We start from the raw sequence: 12,405 nt of genomic DNA on the forward strand, positions 1-12,405 counted from the left end.
CAATCGTTGCTCTAGCTGGGTCGTTTGAAACTCTGTCGCAATTTTTCAATGTGTGTCCGACAGTGGCAACCTTCAATATGGTCGTTCACCAGCCCCATTGCTTGCATGAAAGCATAGACAGTCGTTGGACCAACGAATGACCAGCCGCGCTTCTTCAAATCTTTGGAGATGCGAATTGATGTTTCAGTCTTCGGATTGGCAACAAGAGTTGGATAGTCCACCACGGTAGGGCGATCTTTTACGCCCGGTTCGAATGACCAGAAATAGGCCGCAAGTGAACCCTTTTCGGCAACCAGCTCAATTGCGCGCTTGGCGTTGTTGATCGTAGATTCGATCTTGCCGCGATGGCGCACGATACCCTTATCGGCCAGCAAGCGCGCCACATCTTCTTGATTGTACTGCGCAACACGATGAAAGTCGAAGCCATCGAAAGCTGCCCGAAAATTATCGCGTTTTCGCAAAATCGTGAGCCACGACAGGCCTGACTGGAAACCCTCAAGGCAGATTTTTTCGAAAAGCCGGAAATCGTCAGAGACAGGAACACCCCATTCCTTGTCATGATAAGCAAGATAATCGGGTAACTCACCCGGCCAGAAGCAACGCGTCATTCCATCGGCGCCGACGATCAGACCGGTTTTTGCCTCAGCGACATCGCTCATTGTTCCGCCTCTCAAGTTTCATCCATAATTAATTATGTCGCGCAACCTGACACTAACCACAACTTTAATTGGAAGGGCCGTCAGGCAAAACACGCGACCAAAATTTACCTTTACGATTCCATTCCGGCACACAATCCCCACACGAGCATGAGGGTCGCTCTCCTGACAGCAGATGTCAGGAGCTGCAACGGGCAACTGCGTCACAAAGATTTTCAGGCGCAAAGATACGGATCGGGATTATGAAACCACGGCATCTTCTTTTAATCGGGTCGCTTGCGGCGATTGCCGTTTCCATCGTCAGCACGGGCATGGCCTTTGCCAACGACCGCTATGCAACGCTGCCGCCGGTACGTGTGAGTCCTGATCTTTCCGCGCCATGGGTAGCTCAATTGCATGGACAGCCTGCCCGCATAAAGGCCGTACCGCAATCTTTGCAGCCAGCGCCACGTGTTGCCGCCAGACAGAAGCAGAAAGCCAAATCCAGCTATCGTCAGGTTTCGTATCAACGCCCGGCTGCGAATCCGGCAACCACAGTACGAAAGCACCAGATCGATCCCGCTTACCTGCCGCAGACGGTTTCCTATTCCGGCAACGAAAAACCGGGCACAATCGTCATCGATACAGGCAAGCGCTTCCTTTATCTCGTTCAATCCGGCGGTAAAGCGATGCGATATGGCGTCGGCGTCGGGAAACAAGGTTTCAGCTGGAAGGGTTCGCAGCGCATCAGCCGCAAGGCTGAATGGCCAACCTGGACACCGCCGAAGGAAATGATCGCCCGCGAGCGCAAGAAGGGGCGTATCCTCCCGGCGCGTATGGAAGGGGGGATAAATAACCCGCTTGGCGCGCGCGCGCTTTATCTCGGTTCAACACTCTATCGTATCCACGGGACTAACCAGCCTTGGACTATCGGCAAGGCAATGTCGTCCGGCTGCATTCGCATGCGCAATGAAGACGTCACCGATCTTTATGAACGTGTCCCGGTTGGCGCGAAGGTGGTTGTCCGCTAATCGAACCATCTTTTTTATGCCATTTACGACCGCCTTCTCTCGGAGGCGGTCGTATTGTTTTCATAAATCTGAAAAGATCAAAATTTCTGCACAGAAAGAATGATTGCAGACTTGGAAACATGATTGAAAGGGCTTTTTTTTTTCCCCCGAACACCCATATGCTGACAGTGGCAAAGTCCAAAGAGATATGAAAATGGCTGCCAGATGGCAGTTCGTGCTGGAGAAAGAACCGGCATGCAGGTCAATAGCATTCATGCGCATCAAAGGATCCACCTTTGCGCTGAATGCTTCGGAGGGAAAGGATAAATCATGACCGTACCGACGGTTAAACTGAACGACGGCAATCACATTCCGCAGCTCGGTTACGGTGTCTGGCAAGTAGGTAATGACGAAGCAGTGGCCGCTGTCAGCGAAGCGTTGAAAGCAGGATATCGTCACATCGACACTGCTGCCATTTACGGCAATGAAGAAGGCGTCGGCAAGGCGATCAAGAGTTCCGGAATCGAGCGCGGCGACATTTACCTCACCACGAAACTGTGGAACGGTGAACAAGGCTATGAATCGACGCTGAAAGCATTCGAAGCCAGCTTGAAAAAGCTTGGCACGGATTATGTGGATCTCTATCTCATCCACTGGCCGATGCCATCGAAAGATCTTTTCATGGAAACATGGCGCGCTTTTCTCAAATTGAGAGAAGAGGGTCGAGCCAAATCCATTGGTGTATCCAACTTCCGTACAGCCGATCTCGAACGCATCATCACGGAAAGCGGCGTAACGCCGGTTCTCAATCAGATTGAGCTGCACCCACAGTTCCAGCAGGACGAGTTGCGTCTGTTCCACAGCAAACACGACATCGCGACGGAAGCGTGGAGCCCACTTGGTCAGGGTAAAATTCTGGAGGATGCCACGCTGAAGGCCATCGCGGAAAAGCATGGCAAGTCGGTCGCACAAATCATCCTGCGCTGGCACATCGAAACGGGCAATATCGTCATTCCCAAGTCCGTTACGCCCGCCCGTATCAAAGAAAATTTCGATATTTTCGATTTCCGTCTCAACGGAACCGATCACGATGCGATTACGAAACTGGACAAGGCAGACGGCCGGATCGGCCCGAATCCGAGTACCTTTTCGGCTGGCTGAGCAGACATCGAAGACAAAACCGGGCAATTGCCCGGTTTTTTTATGCAGCTATTTGTGACAATCCCTGAGGCTTCGGCCCACCATAGGCCCAGTCGATCAGTTCCACCGTGTGCACGATGGGTAGCTGGCTGCCAGTGGCGATCTGGGTCATGCAGCCGATATTGCCGGTAGCGATCAGATCGGCGCCTGTCGCCTCAATGTTCTTTACCTTGCGGTCACGCAGCTTGGCGGCAATCTCCGGCTGCATGATGTTATAGGTGCCAGCCGATCCGCAGCACAGATGCCCTTCCAGCGGTTCCTTCACCGTGAAGCCCGCTTTTGACAGCAGGTCTTTCGGCTGCCGCACAATTTTCTGCCCGTGCTGCATCGAGCAGGCCGAGTGATAGGCGACTGTCAGCGCCTGCGGCGCATCGGGTTCCGGCAGATCGATGCCGGTGAGATATTCGGTGATGTCCTTTGCCAGCGCCGACACGCGCGCAGCCTTGTCCTGATAGGCCGGATCAAGCCGCAGCATGTAACCATAATCCTTGATCGTCGTGCCGCAGCCGGACGCCGTGACGATGATCGCATCGAGACCGCCCGCTTCGATCTCACGCGTCCAGACATCGACATTGTGCCGCGCCTGTTCAAGCGCCTGCTCCTCGCGGCCCATATGATGGACCAGCGAACCGCAGCAACCTTCGCCTTTCGGTGTGATGACTTCAATGCCAAAGCGATTCAGAAGACGCAAGGTTGCAGCGTTGATGCCGGGATTGAGCACAGGTTGGGCGCAGCCATTGAGGATCGCCACGCGACCACGCTTCTCACCTTTGGCAGCACTAACTGTTTCGATATTGGCAGCCGCTGGCAGACTTTGCGGCGCTAGGTCGAGCATGGCCGCCATCGGTCGCAGGGATTGGCTTTTGCGCAGGAGCGGCGCAAACGGCTTTCCAAGTTTTGCCAGTTTTAGCGCAGCGCGGAAACGGCCCGGATAGGGCAGCACCTGCGCCAAAACCCCACGCAGGAAGCGGTTCATAAATGGGCGCTTATAGGTCTTTTCGATATGCGCCCGCGCATGATCGACCAAATGCATATAGTTGACCCCGGAAGGACATGTCGTCATGCAGGAAAGGCAGGACAGGCAGCGGTCAACATGGCGCACGATTTCCTCATCCGCCGGGCGGCCGTTTTCCAGCATATCCTTGATGAGATAGATGCGGCCACGCGGGCTGTCGAGTTCGTTGCCGAGCGTCACATAGGTCGGGCATGTTGCGGTACAGAAGCCGCAATGCACGCATTTGCGCAAGATTTTTTCGGCTTCACTGACGCCGGGATCGCGCAGTTGATCGGGGCTGAAATGGGTCTGCATGGCTTCAAGCTCCGGCCTGACGGGGATGCATACGCCCCGGATTGAGGATATTTTCTGGATCGAATTGCTGCTTCAACCGCTGAGAAAGCGCTGCAAGTGCTGCCGGTTGCGGCTCGAACACTGCATTGCTTGCGCGAATATGTTCCGATGCGCGCACGAGCGTCGCATGGCCACCGCCATATTTGGTAATCAGCTTGCGCAAAGTTTGCGCTTCCGGGTCCGCTTCCATCCGCATCCAGATCAGCCCACCCTGCCAGTCGTAATAGGCATCGACACCTGCATAACGCCGGAACTCGTCCACCATACGCCAGCCTTGCATCGGCGTCATCGAAACGCGCCAGACGGCGCGATTGTCTCCTGCATTGGCATAAGGCAGGACGTCGCGCACTTCACGCCAGAGCCGATGCGACTGCTGCCCATCAAGCATCTCGACTTCACCCGATTGGCCCAGCAGCGCCTGCAATTGCCGACTACGGTGCTCGACTGAAGGTGCAAAGCCTTCGAGCCGCAGCACGGTTGCCGCATCCCAGCCGAGCTTACCGTCAAGGAAGCGATTGGCAACGGTCGGTGGCAGATGCGCAGCGGAAGCGACTTCCTCTCGCGATCCCATAGCCATTGCCATGACGCGCGCCGCCTGTTCGTCGGTCAGACCGCGCACGGCAAGCGTTGCCGCCGTTTCCGGCTTCGGCAGAACCTTGAACGTCACCTCGGTGGCAACGCCCAGTGTGCCCCAGGAATTAGCCATGCCTTTGGACAAATCATAGCCCGTCACGTTCTTGACCACGCGACCACCAGATTTGAACAATTCGCCACGCCCGGACACGACGCGTACCCCAAGCACATGATCGCGGGCAGCACCTGCCTTGAGACGGCGCGGACCGGACAGATTGGCGGCAAGCACTCCGCCGATCGTACCGCGACCGCTCTCACCCGAAAGCAACGGACCGTAATCCATAGGCTCGAAATGAAAGCACTGATTGTTGTCGGCCAAAAGCCTTTCGATCTCGGCCATCGGCGTTCCGGCTTTTGCCGAAAGCACCAGTTCGTCCGGCTCATACAAGGTCACGCCCGTAAGCCGCGACACGTCGAGCACGCGACCGGCATCAACCCTGCGTCCGATGCCACGCTTGGAGCCATGGCCGATAATTTCCAGCGGCGTGGAACTGGCCAGTGCATCCTGCACGGCATCCAGAACACCAGCCTCATCTTGCGGCTTTAGAATATTTGCATCGCTCATGATCAAACCACAACTCAGAATCGGGGAATATCCGGGAAGGCCAGCTCGCCACGATGCACATGCATACGACCAAGCTCGGCGCAGCGGCGCAATTGCGGAAAAACCTTGCCGGGATTGAGCAGATGCTTGGCATCGAAAGCGCATTTGACGCGCATCTGCTGGTCAAGATCGATCTCGTTGAACATTTCCGGCATCAGATCGCGCTTTTCGATGCCTACTCCATGTTCGCCAGTGAGAACACCACCGACTTTCACGCAAAGGCGCAAAATGTCCGCGCCAAAATCTTCCGCGGCTTCCAGTTCGCCAGGAATATTCGCATCATAGAGGATAAGCGGATGCAGGTTGCCGTCGCCCGCGTGGAACACATTGGCCACCCGCAATCCGTATTTCTCGGAAAGTTCGCGCATCCCGGACAGAACACGCGGCAGCTCTTTGCGCGGAATGGTGCCATCCATACACAGATAGTCCGGCGAAATGCGCCCCACCGCCGGAAAAGCCGCCTTGCGCCCGGCCCAGAAAGCCAGACGCTGTTCTTCCGACTGCGACAGAATGCAGGTTGTGGAACCGTTTGTCAGAGCCAGTGCTTCGACCCGACCTATCAGATAGTCCACTTCGACGGGCGGCCCATCAAGTTCGACGATCAGCAGCGCTTCAACATCGAGCGGATAACCGACCCGCACGAAATCTTCGGCGGCCTTGATGGCTGGCCTGTCCATCATCTCCATGCCGCCTGGTATAATGCCTGCGCCGATGATGTCAGCGACACACTGACCGGCTTGCTCGCTGGAGGGAAAGCCGACCATGACTGCACGCGCCGTTTCCGGTTTCTGCAGGATACGGACCGTAATCTCTGTCACGACACCGAGCAGTCCTTCTGAGCCGGTCATCAGACCGAGAAGATCATAACCCTCGCTGTCGAGATGCTTACCGCCAAGCCGGATAACTTCTCCGGTGATAAGCACCATTTCGATGCCGAGCACATTATTGGCGGTCAGACCGTATTTAAGGCAATGCACACCACCCGCATTTTCCGCGACGTTGCCACCGATGGAACAGGCAATCTGTGACGAGGGATCAGGCGCATAATAAAACCCCTCGTGTTCAACAGCCTTGGTAATGCCGAGATTGGTCACGCCTGGCTGCACCACAGCGACGCGGTTCGGATAATCGATTTCAAGAATGCGATTGAAGCGCGACATGCCAAGCAAAACCGCATCCTGCAGCGGCATGGAACCGCCGGACAGTGATGTACCCGCTCCCCGTGGCACGACACGAACGTTGTTATCGTGACAATAGCGCAGAACCTGCGAAACCTGATCAACTGTTTCTGGCAGCACAACGACCAACGGCAACGAACGGTGCGCGGTCAGGCCATCGCTCTCAAACACGCGCATTGCATTGATAGCATCCACAACGCCTTCGCCCGGCACGATGTCGCGCAAGTCTGCAACGATCTGCTCGCGCCGCTGCATGACGGATGCGTCCGGTTCCGGCATGATGAGTCCGCTCATATTCTCCTCCACCACTTATGTGGTCAAAGTGCACTCCGCACCATTCTCGTCAAGTGGTAAATCATTTTTACCACTTTAGTCAGCGGCTAAACAGTTTTCACACTGCGGCATAATTGCTTGCCTAGTTTCCTAGCGCTCGGCTAGATGCTTTAAACCCAAAGCTTTAGCAAAGCACGGCAATGAGTGAGATAGCAGAACATGATGAGCAGTCTGGCGGATATGGAAATCTTTGCCCGCGTCGTGGCAACGGGCAGCATGTCAGCAGCCGCTCGCGATCTGGGCCTCTCGCCAGCGGTCGTCTCAAAACGTCTGGGACGACTGGAAGAGCGACTCGGAACCCGACTGCTTCAACGAACGACACGCCAGATCGCGTTGACTGAGGCCGGTCAGGGTTATCATGAGCGGGTTCTGGCCATTCTCTCCAACATCGAAGAAGCTGAAGCCTTTGTTGCCCGCCGTTCTGCCGATGCGCGCGGTACATTGAAAATTTCAGCCCCTACGACTTTCGGTCGCATGCACATTGCGCCCTATCTCGTGCCGTTCATGCGCGCCAACGCAGACCTTACCGTCAATATGCAGCTCACCGACGAGATGGTCGACATTGTGGGCGATGGATACGATCTTGCCATTCGGATCGCCGAACTTTCCGATTCAACCCTCGTCGCACGCCGTCTCGCACCCGTGCGTCGTATTCTCGTCGCTTCACCCGGCTATATCGCGGAACGCGGTACACCACAGACGATTGAGGACTTGCAGGACCATATCTGTCTGGCACCGCACAACAACGACCCCTGGCGACTGGAAGGCCCCAAAGGCCCCATCGTCATTCGCCCAGTGGGGCCACTGCAAACCAATTCCAGCGAAATGGTACGCGAGGCAGTCCTGGCAGGCCTCGGCATAGCACAACGCTCGACCTGGGATATCGGCCCGGAACTTGCAGCAGGCAAGTTGGTGCAAGTCCTGCCCGACTATGCCGCGTCTCGCAACGTTGCAATTCATGCCGTCTATCCGTCGAAACAGTTCCTCCCGGCAAAGGTCAGGCTGTTCATCGACTATCTGGCAGATCTTTATGGCCCTGTTCCTTACTGGGAAAGCGGCGCATCTCCGCACGAAGTAGCAAAGAAATAGACTGGCTTTCATTTGTCGGTTAATAAGTCGCGCGCTATATTAGTGCGCCAGCATATAAAGCCAACTAAGCTTTTGATTCTAAAAGGCTTAAATATCCCGCAATCCGTTATTCAAGCGAATCGGATGATTTTCTCCCGTTGTCCTGATTTTCTGGGAAAAATGATGAACACACCTTTACGTTTTATTCTAGCAATCATCGTCGCCGTTATCGTCGGCTGTGGTTTCATGTTCTATGACAAATCACGTGGCGCCGAATGGGTCGTTTCTCCACAACAGATCGAACAAGCTAAAGCCGAAGGCAAATCGGGCGTAGAAAGCCGCCCCGGCACTGTGACTGTACTTCCGATCCGCAGCGAAACCGCTGACGCTCTCCCGTTTAAATGGGCTATGTACGGCTTTGTCGCAGGTCTTTTCGTACTCGCCGCTACACGCAAGCGCAAAAAAGCCTGATCATTTTTTGATCATGTATTCCGAAAGCCCGGTCGCATCATCGATCGGACTTTCCTTTTCAATATATTCCGTTGCCGGACATCGACCTAAAGGCTAATTTGCCGCCGTTATGGAGAGGGCTTCAGACGGCATGGCCGAAACAATTTTTTCACGCATACAGGCAAGCCGCACGGCAGACGACGTTGTGCATCAGATCGAAACGCTCATTCTCGAAGGCGTTCTGCGCGGTGGCGACCGGCTTCCCGGCGAGCGTGAACTGGCGCGCCAGTTCGATATATCTCGCCCGATATTGCGCGATGCTCTAAAAAGGCTTGAGACTGCCGAACTCCTCATCTCTCGTCATGGTGGAGGAACATTCGTTGCAGACGTGATCGGACAGGTATTCAGCGCCCCTGTGGTCAAGCTTTTTGCCGATCATCGCAAGGCGACCGCAGACTATCTCGAATATCGCCGGGAAATCGAAAGCATTGCCGCAGAATATGCAGCACTTCGAGCTACACCAGCTGACAAAGCGCTTTTGACCGAGATCATGGAGGCCATGGAAAAGGCTCATGGCGTCAGCGACTTCGACACGGAGGCACGCCTCGATGTGGAATTGCACAATGCTATTGGTGAAGCAGCACACAACATCGTTCTGCTGCACACCCTGCGGTCTTGCTATCAACTTCTGAAGGATGGCGTTTTTTACAATCGCAGCCTAATTTACAGCTATCCCGGTGTCGCCGACATGTTTCTATCGCAGCACCGCGCCATTTACGATGCCGTCATGGCCGGTAATCCGCAAGCAGCACGCGAAGCGGTTCGAAAGCACATTCGTTTCGTGGAACAGGCCACGCATGATCGCGAGCTTCACGAAGAACGCGAACGTGTCTCGCGTCTGCGCTATCGGCAGCGGGCGGGTGCGAAATCAGGCAAGGACATGAAGGAAAATGATAGCGAATGAACGGCGTAGTTTTCAAGGATGCCAAAGGACCCGACGGTATCCGCCTTTATGCCATCGGCGACGTACATGGCCGCCTCGACTTGTTGCAGGATATGCACGGGCTGATCCGCGCCGACCTTGACCACCGCCCCGCTCACGACTGGCGTATCATTCATCTTGGTGATTATATCGATCGCGGTCCGCGCTCGAAAGAAGTGCTGGATTTTCTGACTGATGTGTCACGTCGGGATAAGCGCGTCCTTTCGCTGTTGGGCAATCACGACGACGGTTTTCTTACCTATCTAGCAACGGGAGATGTTGCCGGGATATTCGCACTCCACGGTGGCATTGATACCGCCCGCTCCTACAGTGTAGAAATTGATTTTACTGATGCAGATTCAGCGCACCGAGGTCATGCCGCGCTCGTCGAGGCCGTCCCCCAAAACCATATCGACTTCATTCGCGCCATGCCGCGCTCAGTCGCTTTTGGCGAATTCTTCTTCTGTCATGCAGGCATAAACCCTGCCGTGCCGCTGGATGCACAAGACCCGGAAGAATTGATCTGGATTCGCACAGCTTTCCTCAAATGGACTGAGCCCTTCGAAAAGGTCATCATCCACGGGCATACACCGCAAAGCGCTATCGATATTCAACCCAACAGGGTCAATCTCGATACATATGCATGGAGAAGTGGGCAGCTATCAGCCATCGTGATCGACGGCTCTGAAAAGCGTTTTATTGAAGCTAGCTAGTACGCGCTCAATGAGCGCTGGAAATGCCATAACCGTCAGTAGACATCGCGTTGTTGCCCGCATCGACGGTGAATATGCCGACCGCCATGAATACAATCGCGGAAACCATCAGGACGGTGAGAAGAGCGGCATGCTTGGCGGTCATATTCGGAAACTCTTTCGACGGTGGCCGGATAAAGTTCGGTAGACGAGCCGCCACTTGAGAGCATGGCGATCAGCCTTGCTCATTCGGTTGCTGCCCGGGGGAGACGGCGTTCAGTTACACCCGAAAAAAGTTACCCGCAACTGAACGGTTCCAGCCAAGCCACCGCTTTTCTCTTGAAAAACCGAATTGGTTGAACGCTGTGGCAAAGCGGCAACGCGATACTTCGACTTAAGGTTAAGACGCAGTTACGAGGCCTCTAGATTTGGTTTACCCACGCCTTGGCTAATGCAGCACCTGCGGCATCCGCCTGTGCTCCGAACTTCTTTGCAAGCTCTGGATATTGTAACGCCCAATCCGGCGCGAAACCCGCGATCAGTTCGCTTAGCTGGTCATTCCACTCGGCCACAAGCTGCGTGTTCGCCTCGAAATGGAATTGCGTGCCATAGACTGCACGTCCAATGCGATAAGCCTGATGAGGTGTCATATCGCTTATCGCCATATGCAAAGCTTGCTTCGGAAGCGAAAACGTATCGCGATGCCAATGAAAGATTGGAAAGATGTCACCCGCGGCAGACAAGACCGGATCGCTTTTACCCTCCTCGGTAAGCCGAATTTCTTGCCAGCCGAACTCCATCGGGCGATCCAGAATATTCTCCCCACCATAAGCACGAGCCACGAGCTGGCTGCCCAGACAAATGCCGAGAACGGCCTTATCATGATCGCCGAACTGGCGTATAAGCTCGAGTAAATGGGGGAAATAAGGACACTCATCGTCGGCAAGCGCATTTTGCTCACCACCAAGAACGATCAAGGCTTGATAGCCATTGTCATCGGAGGGTAGTGAATCGCCGTTGTAGGGATGACGCAGATCAATCGAATGCCCAGCATCCGACAAAATTGGCTCGATCTGCCCCAATCCGGACCCATCGTAGTTCTGGACAACCAGCACACCCATGAGAAATCCCCAACCGCTTTTGTCTTTGCTAACATGGAAAAAGCCCGGACGACAGCCGGGCCTTTAAATCAGTTCACCACCGAAACGCTGACCGTTCGGCCAGCAACGAGATGGACACTGTCCGGCACCTCTTCAAGTTTCACACGCACTGGCACACGTTGTGCCAGACGCACCCAGTTGAAGGTCGGCGAAACATTCGCAAGCAAGCTGGAAGAATCGCTACGCTCACGATCTTCAATACCTCCAGCGATGCCTTCAACCTTTCCTTTGAGTTGCACTTTGCTGCCCATTATATCGACCACTACCGGGTCACCAATCTGGATACGCTCGAGTTTGTTCTCTTCAAAATAGCCAGAAACGTAGAACGAGTCCGTATCCACCAAGGCAGTCACCGCTGAGCCTGCGGAGACGTAATCACCCGGCTGAAGCGAGAAGTTGGTAATCACACCGTTGACGGGCGCTTTTACCGACGATCTATCGAGATTGAGTGCTGCAAGATCGCGATCCAGTTGCGCCTGCCGATAGGAAGCTTCCGCTTGCTGGGCCGTCGTTTCAATCTGCTCCAGTTTCTGGCGTGTCACGGTCGTGTCGTTAAGCTGGCGATAGCGGACCAGATCGCGGTTTGCCATATCAAGTGCCGCCTTGCTGCTATCAACCTTTGCTTCCGTTGTTTGCAGGGCGAGCTTGTAACGGGCCTGATCGATGCGAAAGATAACGTCGCCCTGATGAACAGTCGCATTGTCGTGGACGAGCACTTCGCCAACAAGGCCCGAGACATCCGGCGCAACGCGCACGACATCGGCACGAATTTTGCCATCGCGTGTCCATGGCGCGTTCATGTAGTAATCCCACAAATGCCAACCGAGGAGCCCTGCCATCGTGACCATGACGACGGTTACAAAGACACGGCCTGAATGTGCAAAGAGCTTTTTCATAGAGGTATTCCATTGAGAATGACGGCGGCAACACCGAGAATACAAAAATACATCGCAGCATCGAACAAAGGCCGATGCCAGACGAAACGATAAAGGCGTGCCCGCGCCAAAAGGCGTTGCATGACCGTATTTGCAAAATAAGCGCCAAGCGCCAGCACGCCGAGGGTCGGAATGTAAATTCCGTAGATATCGAGTTCAGGTTGCATCACAAATCAC

14 protein-coding genes are annotated in these 12,405 nt (G+C 54.8%); 6 read left to right on the plus strand and 8 right to left on the minus strand.

The features are described 5' to 3' along the window. Positions 1-11: 11 nt before the first annotated feature. On the minus strand, positions 12-659 hold the full coding sequence (locus tag OHI65_RS02710; protein WP_125300736.1) for a DNA-3-methyladenine glycosylase I: 648 nt from the start codon (positions 657-659) through the stop codon (positions 12-14). A gap of 239 nt (positions 660-898) precedes the next feature. Between OHI65_RS02710 and OHI65_RS02715 the strand changes: the two genes are divergently transcribed. Together OHI65_RS02715 and OHI65_RS02720 are read left to right on the plus strand one after the other, a co-directional pair. Next, positions 899-1,666 carry a L,D-transpeptidase gene (locus OHI65_RS02715; RefSeq protein WP_011982735.1) on the plus strand — a complete coding sequence of 256 codons (768 nt, stop codon included), beginning with the start codon at positions 899-901 and terminating at the stop codon, positions 1,664-1,666. Positions 1,667-1,975: 309 nt separating this feature from the next. Further along, positions 1,976-2,806: an aldo/keto reductase gene (locus OHI65_RS02720; RefSeq protein WP_011982734.1), complete on the plus strand. Its 831-nt coding sequence runs from the start codon at positions 1,976-1,978 to the stop codon at positions 2,804-2,806. Between the two features lie 40 nt (positions 2,807-2,846). On the opposite strand, the gene glcF is transcribed toward OHI65_RS02720, so the two are convergent. Genes glcF through OHI65_RS02735 form a run of 3 tightly spaced genes read right to left on the minus strand, consistent with a single transcriptional unit; the run spans position 2,847 to position 6,902 of the window. Continuing rightward, positions 2,847-4,154 (minus strand): glycolate oxidase subunit GlcF, encoded by a 1,308-nt coding sequence (glcF, locus tag OHI65_RS02725; protein ID WP_125300737.1) that lies wholly within the window; start codon positions 4,152-4,154, stop codon positions 2,847-2,849. 4 nt (positions 4,155-4,158) lie between these two features. Beyond that, positions 4,159-5,391 carry a glycolate oxidase subunit GlcE gene (gene glcE / locus OHI65_RS02730; protein ID WP_125300738.1) on the minus strand — a complete coding sequence of 411 codons (1,233 nt, stop codon included), beginning with the start codon at positions 5,389-5,391 and terminating at the stop codon, positions 4,159-4,161. Between the two features lie 14 nt (positions 5,392-5,405). Then, a complete protein-coding gene (locus OHI65_RS02735) occupies positions 5,406-6,902 on the minus strand; it encodes an FAD-linked oxidase C-terminal domain-containing protein (protein ID WP_011982731.1) in 1,497 nt (498 codons plus the stop codon). A gap of 198 nt (positions 6,903-7,100) precedes the next feature. Between OHI65_RS02735 and OHI65_RS02740 the strand changes: the two genes are divergently transcribed. The 4 genes from OHI65_RS02740 to OHI65_RS02755 all read left to right on the plus strand — a co-directional run bounded on the left by OHI65_RS02740 (position 7,101) and on the right by OHI65_RS02755 (position 10,154). Further along, a complete protein-coding gene (locus OHI65_RS02740; protein WP_010660974.1) occupies positions 7,101-8,030 on the plus strand; it encodes a LysR family transcriptional regulator in 930 nt (309 codons plus the stop codon). 162 nt (positions 8,031-8,192) lie between these two features. Next, positions 8,193-8,480: a hypothetical protein gene (locus OHI65_RS02745; protein WP_125300858.1), complete on the plus strand. Its 288-nt coding sequence runs from the start codon at positions 8,193-8,195 to the stop codon at positions 8,478-8,480. Positions 8,481-8,610: 130 nt separating this feature from the next. After that, the gene (locus OHI65_RS02750) at positions 8,611-9,423 is read left to right on the plus strand and encodes an FCD domain-containing protein (RefSeq protein ID WP_011982730.1); all 813 of its coding nucleotides are present in this window, start codon (positions 8,611-8,613) and stop codon (positions 9,421-9,423) included. Beyond that, positions 9,420-10,154: a metallophosphoesterase gene (locus OHI65_RS02755; RefSeq protein WP_011982729.1), complete on the plus strand. Its 735-nt coding sequence runs from the start codon at positions 9,420-9,422 to the stop codon at positions 10,152-10,154. The genes OHI65_RS02750 and OHI65_RS02755 overlap by 4 nt, the downstream gene beginning before the upstream one ends. 7 nt (positions 10,155-10,161) lie before the next feature. Here OHI65_RS02755 and OHI65_RS02760 read toward each other — a convergent pair whose 3' ends face one another. The 4 genes from OHI65_RS02760 to OHI65_RS02775 all read right to left on the minus strand — a co-directional run bounded on the left by OHI65_RS02760 (position 10,162) and on the right by OHI65_RS02775 (position 12,395). Then, a complete protein-coding gene (locus OHI65_RS02760; protein WP_010660970.1) occupies positions 10,162-10,299 on the minus strand; it encodes a hypothetical protein in 138 nt (45 codons plus the stop codon). Positions 10,300-10,555: 256 nt separating this feature from the next. Next, positions 10,556-11,254 (minus strand): type 1 glutamine amidotransferase, encoded by a 699-nt coding sequence (locus tag OHI65_RS02765; RefSeq protein WP_125300739.1) that lies wholly within the window; start codon positions 11,252-11,254, stop codon positions 10,556-10,558. Positions 11,255-11,322: 68 nt separating this feature from the next. Beyond that, positions 11,323-12,189, minus strand: coding sequence for an HlyD family secretion protein (locus tag OHI65_RS02770; protein ID WP_011982727.1), 867 nt, complete (start codon positions 12,187-12,189; stop codon positions 11,323-11,325). Then, positions 12,186-12,395, minus strand: a complete 210-nt coding sequence (locus tag OHI65_RS02775) for a DUF1656 domain-containing protein (protein ID WP_010660967.1) — start codon at positions 12,393-12,395, stop codon at positions 12,186-12,188. The genes OHI65_RS02770 and OHI65_RS02775 overlap by 4 nt, the downstream gene beginning before the upstream one ends. Positions 12,396-12,405 lie beyond the last annotated feature (10 nt).

Source organism: Brucella sp. MAB-22, from assembly GCF_025908475.1.
In the GTDB taxonomy this organism is placed as follows: domain Bacteria; phylum Pseudomonadota; class Alphaproteobacteria; order Rhizobiales; family Rhizobiaceae; genus Brucella; species Brucella anthropi.

What these genes read in the sequence shown, in the direction of transcription:
- OHI65_RS02760 (WP_010660970.1), bottom strand. Translation starts at nt 10,299, where the DNA reads ATGACCGCCAAGCATGCCGCTCTTCTCACCGTCCTGATGGTTTCCGCG.
- OHI65_RS02775 (WP_010660967.1), bottom strand. Translation starts at nt 12,395, where the DNA reads ATGCAACCTGAACTCGATATCTACGGAATTTACATTCCGACCCTCGGC.
- glcF (WP_125300737.1), bottom strand. Translation starts at nt 4,154, where the DNA reads ATGCAGACCCATTTCAGCCCCGATCAACTGCGCGATCCCGGCGTCAGT.
- OHI65_RS02735 (WP_011982731.1), bottom strand. Translation starts at nt 6,902, where the DNA reads ATGAGCGGACTCATCATGCCGGAACCGGACGCATCCGTCATGCAGCGG.
- OHI65_RS02710 (WP_125300736.1), bottom strand. Translation starts at nt 659, where the DNA reads ATGAGCGATGTCGCTGAGGCAAAAACCGGTCTGATCGTCGGCGCCGAT.
- OHI65_RS02720 (WP_011982734.1), top strand. Translation starts at nt 1,976, where the DNA reads ATGACCGTACCGACGGTTAAACTGAACGACGGCAATCACATTCCGCAG.
- OHI65_RS02715 (WP_011982735.1), top strand. Translation starts at nt 899, where the DNA reads ATGAAACCACGGCATCTTCTTTTAATCGGGTCGCTTGCGGCGATTGCC.
- OHI65_RS02755 (WP_011982729.1), top strand. Translation starts at nt 9,420, where the DNA reads ATGAACGGCGTAGTTTTCAAGGATGCCAAAGGACCCGACGGTATCCGC.
- OHI65_RS02750 (WP_011982730.1), top strand. Translation starts at nt 8,611, where the DNA reads ATGGCCGAAACAATTTTTTCACGCATACAGGCAAGCCGCACGGCAGAC.
- OHI65_RS02770 (WP_011982727.1), bottom strand. Translation starts at nt 12,189, where the DNA reads ATGAAAAAGCTCTTTGCACATTCAGGCCGTGTCTTTGTAACCGTCGTC.
- OHI65_RS02740 (WP_010660974.1), top strand. Translation starts at nt 7,101, where the DNA reads ATGATGAGCAGTCTGGCGGATATGGAAATCTTTGCCCGCGTCGTGGCA.
- glcE (WP_125300738.1), bottom strand. Translation starts at nt 5,391, where the DNA reads ATGAGCGATGCAAATATTCTAAAGCCGCAAGATGAGGCTGGTGTTCTG.
- OHI65_RS02765 (WP_125300739.1), bottom strand. Translation starts at nt 11,254, where the DNA reads ATGGGTGTGCTGGTTGTCCAGAACTACGATGGGTCCGGATTGGGGCAG.
- OHI65_RS02745 (WP_125300858.1), top strand. Translation starts at nt 8,193, where the DNA reads ATGAACACACCTTTACGTTTTATTCTAGCAATCATCGTCGCCGTTATC.